15 protein-coding genes are annotated in these 17,403 nt (G+C 59.7%); 7 read left to right on the top strand and 8 right to left on the bottom strand.

What is annotated here, in order from left to right:
* Positions 1–72: 72 nt before the first annotated feature.
* The 5 genes from J1G33_RS11645 to J1G33_RS11625 form a co-directional block, all read right to left on the bottom strand.
* Positions 73–612 carry a C40 family peptidase gene (locus tag J1G33_RS11645; protein ID WP_005790173.1) on the bottom strand — a complete coding sequence of 180 codons (540 nt, stop codon included), beginning with the start codon at positions 610–612 and terminating at the stop codon, positions 73–75.
* Between the two features lie 144 nt (positions 613–756).
* Complete coding sequence (locus J1G33_RS11640) at positions 757–1,386, bottom strand: NlpC/P60 family protein (protein WP_005790175.1); 630 nt, start codon at positions 1,384–1,386, stop codon at positions 757–759.
* A 209-nt stretch (positions 1,387–1,595) separates the two neighbouring features.
* The gene (hda, locus tag J1G33_RS11635) at positions 1,596–2,300 is read right to left on the bottom strand and encodes a DnaA regulatory inactivator Hda (RefSeq protein WP_027603798.1); all 705 of its coding nucleotides are present in this window, start codon (positions 2,298–2,300) and stop codon (positions 1,596–1,598) included.
* Positions 2,301–2,503: 203 nt separating this feature from the next.
* Positions 2,504–3,577, bottom strand: a complete 1,074-nt coding sequence (locus tag J1G33_RS11630) for an AI-2E family transporter (protein ID WP_032880024.1) — start codon at positions 3,575–3,577, stop codon at positions 2,504–2,506.
* A gap of 55 nt (positions 3,578–3,632) precedes the next feature.
* Positions 3,633–4,673 (bottom strand): DUF2066 domain-containing protein, encoded by a 1,041-nt coding sequence (locus tag J1G33_RS11625; RefSeq protein ID WP_078821991.1) that lies wholly within the window; start codon positions 4,671–4,673, stop codon positions 3,633–3,635.
* Positions 4,674–5,028: 355 nt separating this feature from the next.
* Here J1G33_RS11625 and purM point away from each other — a divergent pair, with 355 nt between their 5' ends.
* The 7 genes from purM to J1G33_RS11590 all read left to right on the top strand — a co-directional run bounded on the left by purM (position 5,029) and on the right by J1G33_RS11590 (position 13,458).
* Positions 5,029–6,087 (top strand): phosphoribosylformylglycinamidine cyclo-ligase, encoded by a 1,059-nt coding sequence (gene purM, locus J1G33_RS11620; RefSeq protein WP_005790182.1) that lies wholly within the window; start codon positions 5,029–5,031, stop codon positions 6,085–6,087.
* Positions 6,087–6,737, top strand: coding sequence for a phosphoribosylglycinamide formyltransferase (gene purN, locus J1G33_RS11615; protein ID WP_032880020.1), 651 nt, complete (start codon positions 6,087–6,089; stop codon positions 6,735–6,737). The genes purM and purN overlap by 1 nt, the downstream gene beginning before the upstream one ends.
* Before the next feature lie 8 nt (positions 6,738–6,745).
* Entirely contained in the window at positions 6,746–7,459 is a 714-nt protein-coding gene (locus J1G33_RS11610; RefSeq protein WP_032880017.1) for a DUF3108 domain-containing protein, read from the top strand.
* Between the two features lie 378 nt (positions 7,460–7,837).
* A complete protein-coding gene (locus tag J1G33_RS11605; RefSeq protein WP_003193064.1) occupies positions 7,838–8,026 on the top strand; it encodes a hypothetical protein in 189 nt (62 codons plus the stop codon).
* 188 nt (positions 8,027–8,214) lie between these two features.
* Complete coding sequence (locus tag J1G33_RS11600; RefSeq protein ID WP_223018125.1) at positions 8,215–10,140, top strand: IucA/IucC family protein; 1,926 nt, start codon at positions 8,215–8,217, stop codon at positions 10,138–10,140.
* Positions 10,130–11,356 (top strand): MFS transporter, encoded by a 1,227-nt coding sequence (locus J1G33_RS11595; protein WP_078821993.1) that lies wholly within the window; start codon positions 10,130–10,132, stop codon positions 11,354–11,356. Before J1G33_RS11600 ends, J1G33_RS11595 begins: the two co-directional genes overlap by 11 nt.
* Positions 11,353–13,458 carry a TonB-dependent receptor gene (locus tag J1G33_RS11590; protein ID WP_078821994.1) on the top strand — a complete coding sequence of 702 codons (2,106 nt, stop codon included), beginning with the start codon at positions 11,353–11,355 and terminating at the stop codon, positions 13,456–13,458. Before J1G33_RS11595 ends, J1G33_RS11590 begins: the two co-directional genes overlap by 4 nt.
* Before the next feature lie 66 nt (positions 13,459–13,524).
* Here J1G33_RS11590 and J1G33_RS11585 read toward each other — a convergent pair whose 3' ends face one another.
* The 3 genes from J1G33_RS11585 to relA form a co-directional block, all read right to left on the bottom strand.
* Entirely contained in the window at positions 13,525–14,070 is a 546-nt protein-coding gene (locus tag J1G33_RS11585) for a DUF2058 domain-containing protein (RefSeq protein ID WP_014719402.1), read from the bottom strand.
* A gap of 25 nt (positions 14,071–14,095) precedes the next feature.
* Positions 14,096–14,929 carry a nucleoside triphosphate pyrophosphohydrolase gene (gene mazG / locus J1G33_RS11580; protein ID WP_032880011.1) on the bottom strand — a complete coding sequence of 278 codons (834 nt, stop codon included), beginning with the start codon at positions 14,927–14,929 and terminating at the stop codon, positions 14,096–14,098.
* A 154-nt stretch (positions 14,930–15,083) separates the two neighbouring features.
* Entirely contained in the window at positions 15,084–17,327 is a 2,244-nt protein-coding gene (gene relA / locus J1G33_RS11575; RefSeq protein WP_032880009.1) for a GTP diphosphokinase, read from the bottom strand.
* Between the last annotated feature and the right edge of the window lie 76 nt (positions 17,328–17,403).

The raw sequence follows: 17,403 nt of genomic DNA, 5'->3' as shown, positions 1-17,403 counted from the left end.
CAGCTGAGTATGTGCCGACTGTTACACCACTATCGGGGGCAAGCCCCCTCCCACACTGGATCTATGTACGACTCAAGGGTTGCGTGCCAGATTCCCCGGTAAAACCCGCTTGGCACTCAGGTAGGCATTCTGCCAATACGCTTTGGATAGCGTGTCGAGCTTAACCGTACCGCCGGTTTGCGGCGCATGCACAAAGCGCCCTTCCCCGACATAGATTCCCGCATGGCTGACCCGTGAACCACCGCCTGTGGCGAAGAACAGCAAGTCACCGGTTTGCAGGTTCTGCTCGCTGACGTCCTGGCCACGCATCACGATCAGTTCGCGGGTGGTGCGCGGCAGGGAAATGCCGGCGGCGTCGCGGAACACAAAGCCGATCAGGCCACTGCAATCAAACCCCGAATCCGGTGTGTTGCCGCCCCAGCGATAAGGCGTGCCGACCAGGCCCAGCGCACGGAAGAGCACGTCTTCGGCAGCAGGCGAAAAATTCTGGGTGGCGTAGTTGAATACCGGCTTGGGCTTGACCGCTACAGGCGCGGGCGGCGGTGGACGGCTGGCGCAGGCGCTGAGCAGCGCGGCGCAAACAATGAGCATCAGGCGGGCCGAGGTCGACATGTGCAGAACAATCCTGGTCTGGATGCGGCTTTCGCTGCCGAACGTTGAAAACCAGAACGCGCAAGCAAAGCTCGCGCGAACGGATAACAACAATGTCCAGGGATTCTAGCGCTTACACGTCAAACTTCAAGTATCACTTTAACTTTACTTACTAGCGGTAACCGTAGTCGGGGCCATGGCGAGTGCGCGCTTGGCTTCGATGAAGGTTTTGCTCCAGTAGCTGTCGCCCAGGTTATCGACCCGAACACCACCGCTGCGGCGGCTGCTGGAGTGGATAAACTGGTTATCGCCCAGGTAGATACCGGCGTGGCTGACACGACCACGACCACTGGTACTAAAGAAAAGCAGATCGCCCGGCTTGAGGTTGTTGCGTGCGACCAACGGTGCATCCACGTTGATCATTTCGCGGGTGGAGCGAGGCAGGTTCATGCCAGCTTCTTCACGAAACAGATAACCGATGAAACCGCTGCAATCGAAACCGGCTTCAGAGGTGCCGCCAAAACGGTAACGAGTACCGATCAGGGACTTGCCGCGTTCAAGAATGCTGTCGGCCAGAAGGGGCAGCTGGTAAGGCTTGCTGTCTGAAAACTCGGCGAGTTCTTTTTCGGTTGCCATCTCTTCTTCATAAACAGAAGCAGACTGTGCAGCAACGAACTTGGCCTGATTTTGAACCTGTGGTTTGGGCTGTTCTGCCACCTGTTGAGGGTGGGAGGCGCAACCAAACAATAGGGTAACGAGTGCGAGAGGCACGAGGGGTGCGAAGCGATTTAGCATGGGCACGACCGTGGCTGATGTGTAAAGAAGCCGAGACTATGCCCTCTATCACATCGATTTGCAAATTCAATCGTGATCTATGTGACTTATTGTTTGGACTATGCCATCTAAGCCGTAATTCCATTTATCACTGCACTTGCGTGGCCCGCTGGGCTCAAACGCAGGTTTTCTGGCGCCCGTAAAATGCCGATTAGTGGCAAATCAACGCCTTACCAACCCAGCGTTTCTTTCAGAAAAGGAATCGTCAATTTTCTTTGCGCCTGCAACGAAGCCTGGTCAAGCTGCTCAAGCAAATCGAACAGCGCGCTCATGCTGCGGGTGCCACGAGTCAGGATAAAGTGCCCGACTTCGTCGGTCAGGTGCAGGCCACGTCGGGAAGCACGCAGCTGCAGGGCACGCAACTTGTCCTCATCGGACAACGGGCGCATCTGGAAGATCAGCGCCAGGGTCAGGCGCGACTTGAGGTCGGCCAGCTTCACCGGCAGCTCACGAGGCGATGTGGAAGCGGCGATCAGCAAACGACGACCGCTGTCGCGCAGGCGGTTGAACAGGTGAAACAGCGCTTCTTCCCAATCCGCCTTGCCGGCCACCGCCTGCAAGTCGTCCAGGCACACCAGTTCGTATTGCTCAAGGTTGTCGAAGATGCCGATGCCGCGGTCCATCAACTCGGCCAGGGGCAAATACACTGCCGGCTCGCCCATCTGTTCGAAACGCAGGCACGCGGCCTGCAACAGGTGGGTACGCCCCACGCCATGCTTGCCCCACAGATAGATCAGGCTTTCAGTCCACCCGGCGTCGGCTTCGCAAAGCCGCTCCACATAGCCGAGTGCAGCGGCATTGGCGCCTGGGTAGTAATTGATAAAGGTAGCGTCATCACGCAGACGCACACCTAGGGGCAGCTGAATCGGTTTCATGCTGACTGAACGGCTCCCATCGAACCGTTAGTGGCCTCTGTGTAAAGTTTGCAAAGTTTATACCCGTGACGCCGGGTGCACAATGCAGCAGACCACAAGCAAAATCAAAGGTTTGCGTTAACTTGGCGGTTTCACGCGGATTGTTTGACGCACCACCGCCAGAAACAACAAACCCGGCCTTGGCCGGGTTTGTGACATTGCGATTACAACTCGGGCTCATCAACGCCCGTATACACGTCCGAATCCTTGTACAAGTCGTGAACATGACGCACCAGCACCATGATCACCGCCGCCACCGGCAGCGCCAGCAGAATGCCGGTAAACCCGAACAACTCGCCACCCGCCAGGATCGCAAAGATCACCGCCACCGGGTGCAGGCCAATCCGATCGCCTACCAGCAACGGCGTAAGTACCATGCCTTCCAATGCCTGGCCGACCATGAACACCGCGACAATCCCCAGCATTGGGTAGAGGTCGCCGCCAAACTGGAACAGACCGGCCACCAGCGCCGCACCGATACCAATCACAAAGCCCATATAAGGCACGATGGCTGCCAGGCCTGCGATCAAGCCGATCAACAGCCCCAGCTCCAGGCCGATGGCCATCAAGCCAGCTGCGTAGATCACCCCCAGCGCCAGCATCACCAGCAACTGACCGCGAACGAATGCCCCCAGTACTTCATGGCATTCTGCAGCAAGGGAGACGATGCGTTCTTCACGGTCACGGGGCAGCAGGCTGCGGATCTTGGCCATCATGATGTCCCAATCACGCAGCAGGTAAAACGCCACCACCGGGATCAGCACCAGGTTGGTCAACCAGCCGATCAGCGCCAGGCTCGAAGCGGTTGCCTGGCTGAGCACCACCGTGACGATATCGGTGGTCTTGTCCATATGCTCGCTGATGGCCGCCTTGACCTTGTCGAACTTCCAGAACCCATCCGCCAACCCGAACTTGGACTGGGCCCACGGCATTGCCGTGTGCTGCAACCAGTCGAGCATCTGCGGCGCCAGCTCGTAGAGGCGAAACAGCTGCTTGGCCAGCATCGGCACCAGTATCAACACCAGCGCCGTGATAATCAGCGTGAACAGTGCGAACACCGTGACCACGCCAAAAGTACGCGACATACCGGCTTTTTCCAGGCGATCCACCACGGGATCGAACAGATAGGCGAGCAACAGCGCCACCAGAAACGGCGTCAGGATCGAATGCAGCAAGAACACAAAACCGCACAGCAGGACTATCCCGCCAAGCCACACCCAACGACGCGTATCCGCCATAAACCACTCCATCTATTATCGACGCCCTTCTTCTATATAGAAGAAGGAGCACTATTTACCAACGAAACCGCAGTTGCGCCTGAGGCTCAGGTACAGCAGCCGGTTGCGTGCCATCGACCACAGGTTGCTGGGCCGGGGTTTCACCTGCGGGAATTTCCTGCAACTTGGCCAGGCTCAATTGGGTACGCAGCTGCTCGGCACTGCCGTTGACGCGATACACAATGCGATTGCCATCCACTAACTGCGGCTGACCGCCAAAGGGCTCCAGCAACCGGCCCAGGGCGGCGTAGCGCTCCAGGTTCATGCCTTGCACTTCCAGCAGCTGCTCGCTGCTCACACCAGGCTTGACCGCAAAGCGCGGCGCCAGCTTTTGGCTGACCTCCAGCAATACAGCATCTGCCAGTGCGGCAGTATCAGCGCCTTGGACGGTGCCTTGCTCAGACTTATCGCCCAGCCACAGACGCCATTTGGCCTGCCACTGATTACCTTCCTGACGCGCATGCACAGCCAGCAACGCATCGGCTCCGTAGCGCTCGGAGGCTGCACGCAAGGGCGCAGCGTCCGCGCTTTCCAGATTCGGCGCAGTGGCAACCACTTGCTCATCCAGGTCGCCCAGCGGCAGGCGCAACGGCAAGCCACGGTGTTGCGCGGCCCGGCGCAGTGTCTGGGCAACCGCCTGGCCATCGCCGACCAGGCTGCTGCCTTCGGTGGAATCGTTCAGCCACCAACCGAGAATCGACGGCCGATTACTGCCCCAGATCGACAGGCCGGCATCACGCAAGGCGCGATCGGTGCTGACCGGGTCGAAGTCCACTTGCAGGCTCTCGGGCGGGCCCGCGTCGTAGCCATATTGGGTGATGATTTGTTGCGGGTCCTTGCGGATTGCCGCCAGGCCCGGGCCATCGGCGGCCTTGGCGTCGCCGGTGAGGCGAATCACCAGAGTCTGCACGGCGCGCTGGGTGGCCTGGTCACGCTCCTGGGGCGACTGGCTGCTGACCGGTTCGAGTACTTGATAGAGGCCATTGAGGGTTTCGGCATGACTCGCCAGGCTGACCAACGACAAACAGCCCACAAAGAAGAATTTACACAGACGCATGGAAGATTCCCGAACGACAAATTTAGCGGCTGGAACAGACCGCGTGAATCGGTTTAGCCAGGCTGTGACCACAGCACCCGGCAAAACATTCACAGGGCCTCGGTAAGTTTTTGTACTGTCATAACGATAGCGGGTTCAAGGCTATACCTTAATACGCCGCTTGGCAGAGCCGATCAGCATTTTTTAACCGGCTTTTTTAATCTATATGGCCCTGCCCGTCGGCCCGAGGATGGCCGCTGCCCTTCAAGCCTGATAAAATCGCGCGCCTTCGCAGACCGTCAACGGCAGCGGCCTTTTTAAAAAGCGCCCGCCCGCTCGGTCGTTACCCCTGAATCCCCCCCTAAAGGCCTGGATCATGAGCAAGCAACCCTCCCTGAGCTACAAGGACGCCGGTGTAGACATCGACGCCGGTGAAGCATTGGTCGAACGCATCAAGAGCGTCGCCAAGCGCACTGCGCGCCCTGAAGTCATGGGCGGCCTGGGCGGTTTTGGCGCCCTCTGCGAAATCCCGGCCGGCTACAAGCAGCCTGTACTGGTGTCCGGCACCGACGGCGTAGGCACCAAGCTGCGCCTGGCCCTGAACCTGAACAAGCACGACAGCATCGGCATCGACCTGGTTGCCATGTGCGTCAACGACCTGGTGGTGTGCGGCGCCGAGCCGTTGTTCTTCCTCGACTACTACGCCACCGGCAAGCTCAATGTCGAAACCGCAACCCAGGTGGTCACCGGCATCGGCGCCGGCTGCGAACTGTCGGGGTGCTCGCTGGTCGGCGGCGAAACCGCTGAAATGCCAGGCATGTACGAAGGCGAAGATTACGACCTGGCCGGTTTCTGCGTCGGCGTCGTGGAAAAAGCCGAGATCATCGACGGCTCCAAAGTGGCTGCTGGCGACGCCCTGCTCGCCCTGCCATCGTCCGGCCCGCACTCCAACGGTTACTCGCTGATCCGCAAGATCATCGAAGTGTCCGGCGCCGACATCGAGAACATCCAGCTCGACGGCAAGCCTCTGACCGACCTGCTGATGGCCCCGACCCGCATTTACGTCAAGCCACTGCTCAAGCTGATCAAGGACACCGGCGCCGTCAAGGCCATGGCCCACATCACCGGCGGCGGTCTGCTGGACAACATCCCGCGCGTCCTGCCAAAAGGCGCCCAGGCGATTGTCGACGTGGCCAGTTGGCAGCGCCCGGCAGTCTTCGATTGGCTGCAAGAGAAAGGTAACGTCAACGAAACCGAGATGCACCGCGTGCTTAACTGCGGCGTGGGCATGGTCATCTGCGTGGCGCAAGAGCACGTTGAAACCGCGCTGAACGTATTGCGTGAAGCCGGCGAGCAACCTTGGGTCATCGGCCAGATCGCCACTGCTCCAGAAGGCGCAGCCCAGGTTGAACTGAAGAACCTTAAGGCGCACTGATGCCTGCAACCTGTGATGTCGTGGTGCTGCTCTCCGGCACCGGCAGTAACTTGCAGGCCCTGATCGATAGCACGCGCAGCGGCGACAGCCCGGTGCGCATCGCTGCGGTGATTTCCAACCGCAGCGACGCCTACGGCCTGCAACGCGCCAGGGACGCGGGTATCGACACCCGCTCGCTGGATCACAAGGCGTTCGACGGCCGCGAGGCCTTCGACCGCGCCCTGGTCGAACTGATCGACGCCTTCAAACCCAAGCTCGTCGTGCTTGCCGGCTTCATGCGCATCCTCAGTGCTGATTTCGTGCGGCACTACGAAGGGCGCCTGCTCAATATCCACCCTTCCCTGCTGCCCAAGTACAAAGGCATGCACACCCATCAGCGCGCCCTCGACGCCGGCGACAGCGAGCATGGCTGCAGCGTGCACTTTGTCACCGAGGAACTCGATGGCGGGCCTCTGGTCGTACAGGCAGTGGTTCCGGTAGAGTCAGGCGACTCGGCGCAGACGCTTGCGCAACGGGTTCATACCCAGGAACACAGGATTTACCCGCTGGCTGTTCGCTGGTTTGCCGAGGGACGGTTGATTCTTGGTGACCAGGGTGCATTATTGGACGGTCAGTTACTCGCGGCCAGCGGCCACTTGATTCGAACCTAGGAGATTTTATGCGTCGCGCCCTGCTCTTCGCTTTTGCGCTGTTCGCTTTGCCTGCCGTACAAGCGGCAGACCTTCACCCTTTCTCCGTCAGCTACACCGCCGACTGGAAGCAACTGCCCATGAGTGGTTCGGCTGAACGCAGCCTGACCAAAAACGGCGACGGCACCTGGACCTTGAACTTCAAGGCCTCGATGATGATTGCCAGCCTGACCGAAACCAGCGTGATCCTGTTCGACAAGGACACCCTGCAACCCAAGAGCTACAGCTTCGAGCGCGGCGGTTTGGGCAAGGCTAAGAAGATCAACCTGGATTTCGACCAGGCGAACAAGAAAATCACCGGCTTCGAAAACAAGGATCCGGTCAACGTCACCCTCGAAAGCGGCATGCTCGACAAGTCCACGTATCAGCTCGCCCTTCAGCGCGACGTGGCTGCCGGCAAGAAGAGCATGAGCTACCGAGTGGCCGAAGGTACTGATGTCGATACCTATGACTTCCGTGTGATTGGCCCGGAAAAGGTTCAGACCAAGGTAGGCTCCATTGACGCGATCAAGGTTGAACGCGTACGTGATCCCTCCCAGAGCAAGCGCATCACGCAGATGTGGTTTGCCAAGGACCAGGGCGGCATTCTGGTTGCCCTGCGCCAGGTTGAGACCGACGGCAAGGAATACAACATCATGCTGCAGGATGGCACCGTTGACGGTAAGGCCGTCAAAGGCAGCTGATTGCGCTGATGAGCTGGAAGAAAGCCTCGCTGAATGCGGGGCTTTTTTTTGCCTGGAAATTTTACTGTGAAGCTTATGACGCTATCGGGAGCACGCCCCCTCCCACAGTGGAATGCATTTCAAATGTGGGAGGGGGCTTGCTCCCGATAGCGGTGGTAGGGCCGACAAAGGTCTTATTGCTAGAAGCAAACATGAAACTTTTGTCATAAAACTCATGCCCCTGCGACCGAATGCCACGGGTTTAGCGGCCTGCGCGATTGTTGCGTTTTCTGCAATGAATTATTGCGCGCAAAATCAGTTTACTTAGCAAGCTAACAAATAATATAACAGAGGCCTGCGACGACTTGCCGCAGATCAACCAGAGATTGGAGCAAGCAGATGACTGTAAAAGTAACTGAACGCGACGATGAGCATATGTCCCACGAGGCGGTAGGCCACGGGATTCACATCTGGGATGTCCATCAGCAAGACGTATTGGTCGGCATGTTTCACAACGAGAGCGATGCCCACAATTATAAAAACGAGCTTGAAACTCTCGAATTGCAACGCCAGGCGAAAAGCTCCTGAAACTCTGAAATCAAGTCGACGCCCGGCCCACGCAGCCGGGCCGTCTACATCAAAAACCGCGCTTTTCGAGCGCGGTTTTTTTGTCAAAAATTCGATATGAATTAATGTAACAAAAGCACACACAAATAATGATTCTCGATATCATTCATGCGCCTTTCATTCAGGCTCACGATTAGGGAATCAATTAGATGCACGGAAATAGCAGGAAGCCGGAAAACGCGTTACTGGAACGCTGGAGCGAAGCGCTTGCCACTGCGCAATTCCAGGCCAGCCACATCAGCCTCGACGACTTGGTCAATACGCTGGCACCTGCCGCTGAACGTAGCTTCCAACGCCTGATCCAAGCATTGTTTCGTGAAAGCCTGCTGGACCCCAGCACCCTCATTTACGACGAACATGGGCAATGCTCGCTGACACTGCCTTGTCAGGCTCGCCTGCGCTTTGATCATTTGCGTCCTGGCCGCATGGCCAGCTGGGACCTGCGTGGCAAAGTCATCCTGTTGCGCGAAGGTCAGCCCGACCAGAAGATCCAGTTCCCATCACAGTTGTTGACGTTGCTTAACGCCAGCCTCACGTCACCTGCCGACCTGGAAGTGCTCAACCGCCTCAATGCCGAGATCGACGACAGCTTCATCAACGACACCTTGTGCCTCGCTTTCCATGAGCAATGGACGCTCAAGCTGCATGCGTCCATGGACCCAGTACATCAAGGCAACCTGCTGAGTCATCTCAAGCACGGTGCAGGCACGATCAATCCGACATCCGTACTTGAGCAGTGGGGAACATTGGGGCACCCGTGGCACCCCAACTACAAGACCAAGCTGGGCCTGGATACCAGCCAAGTCATCGACTATTCGCCGGAGTTCGAAGCACGCTTCCCCGTGCTGCTGTGCGCGCTGCATCGCCAGTTTGCCCATGTCGAAACGTTGGCCGGGACGGCAGATTACTGGCAGTGGTGGAGCAGTCACTTTCCACACGCGGCGCAGCAATTAACCGCGACACTTCAAGCACAAGGCCTTGAAGCAGGCGATTATCTGCCGGTGCCTGCCCATCCTTGGCAGGCACGTCAGGAGCTGCCCCAGCTGTTCGCCGATGCAATCGGCGACAAGCTGCTGGTGCTGACCGATATCGTCGCGTTTACCGCCCACCCCACCATGTCATTCAGGACCGTATTGCCTGACGGACGTTGCGATGCGCCCATGGTCAAACTGCCGGTGTCGCTGCGCCTGACCAGCGTGCAGCGCACCGTCTCACCGCGCTCGGCGCGCATGGGCCCACGGATCAGCCACCTGCTGCTGACCATCCTGGAGCGCGAGCCTGCGATTCAGAAAATCCTCAGCATCGTTCCCGAGCGTATCGGTGTGCATTTCAAACCACAACCGGCCAATGACGAGCACTCCCGCCACCTGGCGGTGCTCTATCGCGACAATCCCCAGAGCCAGCTCAAGCCCGGGGAAATGGCCGTACCGGTGGGCAGCCTGTTTGCCATTGATCAACACGGCCAGCCGCTGCTGCGCCAATGGGTGCGCCTGAGCCAAGGCAAAGACGATGCGGCGGCCATGCTCGCGTTCTTCCATGAGTACGCGGCGATCAGTGTGCCGGCGCTGCTGGGCATGTATTTGCGTTACGGCGTCGCTTTCGAGGCCCATCAGCAGAACTCCTTCATGGTCATGACTGCAGATGGGCAATTGAGCCGCCTGCTGTTGCGCGATTTCGGCGATATCCGTATCGACCGCAAGACCTTGCACGCCCACGGCCTGGACGTCGAACTACACGACCCGAAGATGACGCTGTACGACGACGCAGGTTTCGTACGGGACAAACTGCTGCACACCGTATTCATGTGCCATCTGGGTGAGTTGATCCTGCTTGCTGCGCGCCACTTCGACATCCCCCAGGCGCTGCTCTGGAATGAACTGTCGGCACAGGTCAGCCAGTGTTTCGACAACCTGCGCTCACAGGTTGAACCGCAACGCTGGGCAGCCGAGCGCGAAGCACTGCTGGAGCAACCGTGGCCGGCCAAGTCGTTCATGCGCATGCGCCTGCTGGAGAGTCATGCCGATATCGTCGGACGCCTGCCCAACCCGTTGAGCGCGGCCGCCAATGCCGACTAACAACACAGCGCTGCGGCTGCTGGTGGTGATTCAGTTGGTGTCGATGGGGGCGATGGAGATGAGCGGGCCGTTTTGGCCGCTGCAAATCCAGAAGCTGCTGGGCGTCGCCAATGCCCAGTACACCGGCCTGCTGTCTTCGCTGGTATATGCCGGGCCGATGATGGCAGCGATGATCCTCACACCCATGTGGGGGAAACTGGGCGACCGTACCGGCCATAAGCCGATGATCATCCGGGCGTTGCTGGCATTGGCGGTGTGCCAGGCGCTGGCTGCGATGACGCCCGATCCGTGGTGGCTGGTGGTCATCCGCGTGGTGCAAGGTGCATTGGCCGGTTTCATTGCAGCTGCCCAAGCCTACGCGCTGGCCTGCTGCGGTGAGAGTGGACGCGGGCACATTCTTGCGCGGCTGCAATCAGCCACCGCCGTAGGCTCCCTGGCCGGGCCGGTATTGGGCGGCTGGCTGATGGACATATCCGGTTTCGCATTGCTGTGCTACAGCGCCACCGCCGTCTGCCTGTTGTGCGCGATAATCAGCGCGTTCTTGCCCAGCGATTCACCACGATCCAGACCTGCCCGCCCGTCGAAGCCTGTCGCACTGCCCAAAGGCTGGCTGGGCGCGATGTTGGGAATCATCGTATTGATCCAGGCGGCCAGGATGATGCCGCAACCGTTTTACGCCTTATATGTTGCCGAGGTTTTGCAGGCACCCGCGTGGCTGATCGGCGCCAGCTATGGCGCCAGCGCCTTGACCCTGGCACTGTCCGCGCCGTTATGGGGCCGCCTGTTCGATCGACATCAACCAGCGCATACGCTGCGCATCATCGAGTGGGTCACCTGGGCGTGCGCGCTCACACTGGCCGGCACGGCGCTGGCCAGTGAGTGGTTGGGGTTCATCGCCAGCCGGCTGCTATGGGGCGTGTGGCAGGGTGCTTTATTGCCCGTGGCCTACACGCTGATCGCCAATACCGTAGCGTCCAGCCAGCAGGGTTTCGCCCTGGGCATGGGCAACAGCGCCGCCAAAGCAGGTGCGCTGTGCGGCGCATTGATAGGCGGTATCGGCATGGGATGGGTGGGCCTGGCGCACAGCTTCTGGCTGGTCGCACTGACCTACGCATTGGCCGCCGTGAGTATCCGCGCCATCCGTTCATGTACGCGAGCGCCTGAGACATCCGATTTTTCTGTCAATACTTCTAATAACTCTGAGACAAATCCATGAACACATCGCAATTGGCCGTTCTGCTGCCGCTTCTCGGCTCGATCAGTGCCCCCGCCTGGGCCGAACAGACAGAGCCGACCAGCCTGCAGTTGCAAGCGACCGTGGTGTCGGCGACGCGCAATGAAACCAGCATCGCGCAGATTCCAGGCTCCGTGCAGGTCATCAACGAAGAACAGATCCGCCAGCAAACGGGCGCGGGGCGTCGGGTCGCAGATATCCTCGGCCAACTGGTGCCTGGCATTGCGCCTTCCAGCGGCGGCATGAGCAACTTCGGCCAAACGCTTCGCGGGCGTAATACCCTGATCCTGATCGATGGGGTTTCACAAAACGCCACGCGCGATAACTTCCGCCAGCTCAACAGCGTGGCACCGGAAAGCATCGAGCGCATCGAAGTGATCTCCGGCGCCAGCAGCGTCTACGGCGCAGGCGCATCGGGCGGCATCATCAACATCATCACCAAGCGCAACAAGGGTGAGGACCTGGCCTTCAGCAGCAAGATCGGCATGACCGCCGGCAATAACTTCAGCCACAAGGGGTTCGCTTACGAGGCGTTCCAAAGCGCTACCGGGCGCAAGGGTCCAGTGGACTGGTATCTGTCGGGCAATACCGTGCAGCGCAACGACCAGTTCGACGGTAACGGCAAGCGCATTCCCCAGGATACGTCCCAGGGCAGCAACATGGACACCGACACCTACGACCTGCAAGGTCGCTTCGGCTACGAGCTCGATGACGACAAGAAGATCAGCCTGTCGCTGCAAGACTATAAAGACGAACAAGACACCCGCTACACCAAGAACCCGCGCATCACCAGCAACGCAGTCGCGGTAAAAGGCCTGGACCTGGGCGACCAGCCCTACACCCATAACCAGGCGGTCAACCTTAACTACGCCGATAAGGATTTCTACGGCCAGGGCCTGCAGGTCGAAAGTTACTGGCGGCGGGCCGACGCCCTGTTCTTCCCGGACCTGTCCCGGGGTCGGGCAGGCGTGTCCGACAACAACAGCGTGCAGGATGTCTATGGCCTGCGTGCGGCGATCGATACGCAGATGCCGGACATCGGCCCGGCAACCGGCAACCTGGTGTGGGGGGCTGACTATGATCATGAAACCTCACGCCAGCGTGGCGACCAATACCGGGTCAATGGCCTGAGCTACAGCAAAACCGGGACCACGTTCGAACTGGGCCCGGATATTGAGACCACCACCAAAGCTATCTTTGGTCAGCTGTCCTACGACATCGATGACTGGACCTTACGCGGTGGAATACGTCGCGAGTGGATTGAGAGCAAAGTCTCCGACAGCATCGCCTACGGCGAAATCGTCCAGACCGGCAACCGCGCCACACTGCCCGGCGGCACGCTCAAATACGATGACACGCTGTATAACCTCGGGGCGGTGTATCACCTGACCGAAAACCAGGACGTGTTCGTCAACTTCAGCCAGGGCTTTTCCCTGCCGGATATCCAGCGCTTCCTGCGTGACGTGAACAGCAAATACGATATTCAGGACCTCAATGCCCAGGCTCTGAAAGTCGACAGTTACGAGCTGGGCTGGCGTGGCGACTGGGACAAGTGGCAGGCCAGTGTCACCGCGTATGAAAACACCTCGGATGTCACGCAGTTCTACGATGCCAACGACCGTGTATTGCGCCTGATCAATCAGAAAGAACGCGTGCGCGGTGCCGAAACCAGCCTGACTTATAACGTCAACGACCAGTGGTCCGTCGGCGGTACTTACGCTTACGCCAAGGGCGAGACCCAGCAGAACGGCAAATGGATCGACCTGCCCGCCACGCGTATTTCCCCCGCCAAGACCACCGCTTTTGTCGGCTATCAGCGTGACGACTACAGCCTGCGCTTGCAGGGGATGCGCCTGGCCGACTATGACGCGGCGGCCAAGGACAACAACGGTCGCGATATCCAGGGCTATACCTTGGTTGACCTGCTGGGCTCGGTAAGGCTACCGGTAGGTCGCCTCGAAGGTGCGGTGTACAACCTTACCAACCGCAACTACCAGAACATGTTCGCCCAGGCCAATGCCCGCGCACCGTACCCGAATGCCGAGGGCCGTACCTTCAGCCTGAGTTACGCAGTGGATTGGTAACCGGCTGACGCTGCACGCTTAAAACACAAACCCCGCCTTTTGGCGGGGTTTGTCGTTTCTAGCGGCTTACCACATCAGATCGTCAGGGATCTGGTAGGCGGCGTACGGATCATCCTCATCCGGCACCTGGCTTTCGGTGAGGATGTTGAGCTGCACGATGCGCTCCGGTGCACGCTCCTGAATCTTGAGCGCCGCTTCACGCGGGATCACCTCGTAGCCGCCACCGTGGTGCACGATAGCCAGAGAGCCGTTGCTCAGCTTGTTGCGCATCAAGGTGTTGACCGACAGGCGCTTGACCTTCTTGTCATCGACAAAGTTGTAGTAGTCCTCGGTGGTCAACTTGGGCAGGCGCGAGGTTTCGATCAACTGCTTGACCTGGGCGGTACGCGCCTTGGCCTCGGCTTTTTCCTGCTGCTGGCGGTTGAGCTCCTGGTCACGCTTGACCTTCTCGGCGTGTGCCTCAGCGGCCAGGCGTGCCTGGGTATCATCGACTTCGGCCTGGCCCTTGTGGACCAGACGCTGCTGCTTCTGCTTCTCTTTGCCGACCTGCTTGGCCTGCTTTTGGTTGACCAGACCTGCTTTGAGCAACTGGTCGCGAAGGGAAAGGCTCATGGTGCTTACTCACTTAGGCAGCTGCTCAACCGCAGCTGGACACATTCTTTTCCTGGCGTTTGGCTTCGCCCCACAGGGCGTCCAACTCTTCGAGGGTGCAATCTTCTATGGGTTGGTGCGTATCGCGCAATGCCTGCTCGATAAATCGGAAACGTCGTTCGAACTTGGCATTGGCACCGCGCAGTGCGGTTTCCGGGTCAACCTTGAGGTGACGGGCCAGGTTGACGGCGGCAAACAGCAGGTCACCGACTTCATCGGCAATGGCCTGCGGATCGTTATCGGCCATGGCTTCGAGCACTTCATCCAACTCTTCACGCACGTTGTCCACCACCGGCAAGGCGGCCGGCCAGTCGAAACCGACCTGGCTGGCGCGCTTTTGCAACTTGGCCGCACGGGACAACGAAGGTAAGGCGGTGGGCACATCATCGAGCAGGGAGAGTTGCTCGGGAGCGTCGGACTTTTCTGCGCGCTCCTCAGCTTTGATCTGCTCCCAGCGCTCCTTGACCTGTTCTTCGCTCAACTGCGGGATATCCAGCGGTGCGTACAGGTCGCCGGTTGGGAACACGTGAGGATGCCGGCGAATCAACTTACGGGTGATGCTGTCGATCACGCCGGCAAATTCGAAGCGCCCTTCTTCCCGCGCCAGTTGGCTGTAATACACCACTTGGAACAGCAGGTCGCCCAGCTCACCTTGCAGGTGATCGAAATCGCCGCGCTCGATGGCGTCGGCCACTTCATAGGCCTCCTCCAGCGTGTGCGGGACGATGGTCGCGTAGGTTTGCTTGATGTCCCACGGGCAGCCGTATTGCGGGTCGCGCAGGCGGTTCATCAGGTGCAGCAGGTCTTCGAGTGAATACATCGTATCTCTTTCCGCTGAAAATCCAATGTGGGAGCTGGCTTGCCTGCGATGCTCGCGACTCGGTGCTTCAGTTAAACCGAGGTGGTGCTATCGCAGGCAAGCCAGCTCCCACATGAAGCAGCTAACACAATTCAGTTCGCGTTCATCCAGCTATTCATGGGGTGCGGTTGCGCCGCGTCTCGATGATATTCGGCAACTGGGAAATCCTCCCAAGCAACCGTCCCAGTGCGTCCAACCCCGGAATCTCGATGGTCAGGGACATCAACGCCGTGTTGTCCTCTTTGTTCGAGCGGGTGTTGACCGCCAGCACGTTGATCCGCTCGTTGAGCAGCACTTGCGAGACGTCACGCAGCAAGCCGGAACGATCGTAGGCACGGATGATGATGTCCACCGGGTAAGTGAGCACCGGCACCGGCCCCCAACTGACCTGGATGATCCGCTCCGGCTCGCGCCCGCCCAGTTGCAGCACCGAGGCGCAGTCCTGGCGGTGAATGCTCACGCCACGGCCCTGGGTGATGTAGCCGACAATGGCGTCGCCCGGCAACGGCTGGCAGCAGCCGGCCATTTGCGTCATCAGGTTGCCCACGCCCTGGATCTGGATATCGCCACGCTTGCCCGGTTTGTAACCCGTGGCCTTGCGTGGGATGAGTTCCAGCTGTTCGTTGCCGCGCTCGGGTTCGACCAGTTGCTGGGCCAGGTTGACCAGTTGCGCCAGGCGCAGGTCACCGGCACCGAGGGCGGCGAACATGTCTTCGGCGATCTTCATGTTGGCCTTTTCGGCCAGCTTGTCGAAGTCCACCTGAGGCAGGCCCAGGCGCGCCAGTTCGCGTTCGAGCAGGGTCTTGCCGGCGGCGACGTTCTGGTCGCGCGCTTGCAATTTGAACCAGTGGACGATCTTCGCCCGCGCCCGCGAGGTGGTGATATAGCCCAGGTTCGGGTTCAGCCAGTCGCGGCTCGGCGTGCCGTGCTTGCTGGTGATGATCTCGACCTGTTCACCGGTTTGCAGGCTGTAGTTGAGCGGCACGATGCGCCCGTTGATCTTGGCGCCCCGGCAGTTATGGCCGATTTCGGTGTGCACGCGGTAGGCAAAATCCAGCGGCGTGGCGCCCTTGGGCAAGTCGATGGCATGGCCGTCGGGGGTGAAGATATAGACCCGGTCCGGCTCGATATCCACCCGCAGCTGTTCGGCCAGCCCGCCGATGTCGCCGAGTTCTTCGTGCCATTCCAGCACTTGGCGCAGCCAGGAGATTTTCTCTTCGTACTGGTTGGACCCGGCCTTGACGTCGGTGCCCTTGTAGCGCCAGTGCGCGCACACGCCCAGCTCGGCCTCCTCGTGCATCGCGTGGGTGCGGATCTGCACTTCCAGCACCTTGCCTTCAGGGCCGATCACCGCGGTGTGCAGCGAGCGGTAGCCGTTTTCCTTGGGGTTGGCGATGTAGTCGTCGAACTCCTTGGGGATGTGGCGCCACAGGGTGTGAACGATCCCCAGCGCGGTGTAGCAATCGCGCATTTCCGGCACCAGCACGCGCACCGCCCGCACGTCATAGATCTGGCTGAAGGCCAGGCCCTTGCGCTGCATTTTGCGCCAGATCGAGTAGATGTGCTTGGCGCGGCCGCTGATGTCGGCGTCTACGCCAGTTGCCTGCAGCTCGGAACGCAGCTGGCCCATCACGTCGCTGATAAAGCGCTCGCGATCCAGGCGCCGCTCGTGCAGCAACGTGGCGATCTGTTTGTATTGGTCCGGCTCCAGGTAGCGAAAGGACAGGTCCTCCAGCTCCCACTTGATGTGGCCGATGCCCAGGCGGTGGGCCAGCGGCGCGTAGATGTCGAAGACTTCGCGGGCGACGCGGTTGCGCTTTTCGTCGTCGGCGGTCTTCACCGCACGGATCGCGCAGGTACGCTCGGCCAGCTTGATCAGGGCGACGCGCACGTCGTCGACCATCGCCACCAGCATCTTGCGCAGGTTTTCCACCTGGCCCTGGGTGCCCAGCACCATCGACTGGCGCGGGCTGAGGCTGGCACTGATGGCCGCCATGCGCAGCACGCCGTCGATCAGCTTGGTCACCACCGAGCCGAAGCGCTGGCCAACGGTTGCCAACGGAATATGCCCCTCGCGCACGCCGCGATACAGCACGGCGGCGATCAGCGAATCCTGATCCAGCTTGAGATCGGCGAGGATCTCGGCGATTTCCAACCCGGTGCGAAAGCTTGAAGTGCCTTCGGCCCACAGGTTCTTGGCCGCATTGTCTTGCTGCTCAGACTCACGAGCGAACTCGCAGGCTGCTTTCAAGGCTTCACGGTCCAGTGCCGGGTCGACACTGACGGCATGATCCAGCCATGCCTCGAGATTGATACTGCCGTCAGTGTTGATCGGCTGGTGTGCTCTCACCTGTACCATCTTGCTTACCTTCCCTACGACGCACCTTTGATGCGCCAAAATCATCGCCGACTTTTACTGCGAGCTCCGTAGCAGT

It is taken from the genome of Pseudomonas sp. P867 (assembly GCF_019891455.1).
Taxonomy (GTDB): domain Bacteria; phylum Pseudomonadota; class Gammaproteobacteria; order Pseudomonadales; family Pseudomonadaceae; genus Aquipseudomonas; species Aquipseudomonas synxantha_A.
The sequence above is the reverse complement of the archived record's forward strand: the minus strand, read 5'-3'. Positions and strand labels throughout refer to the sequence as shown.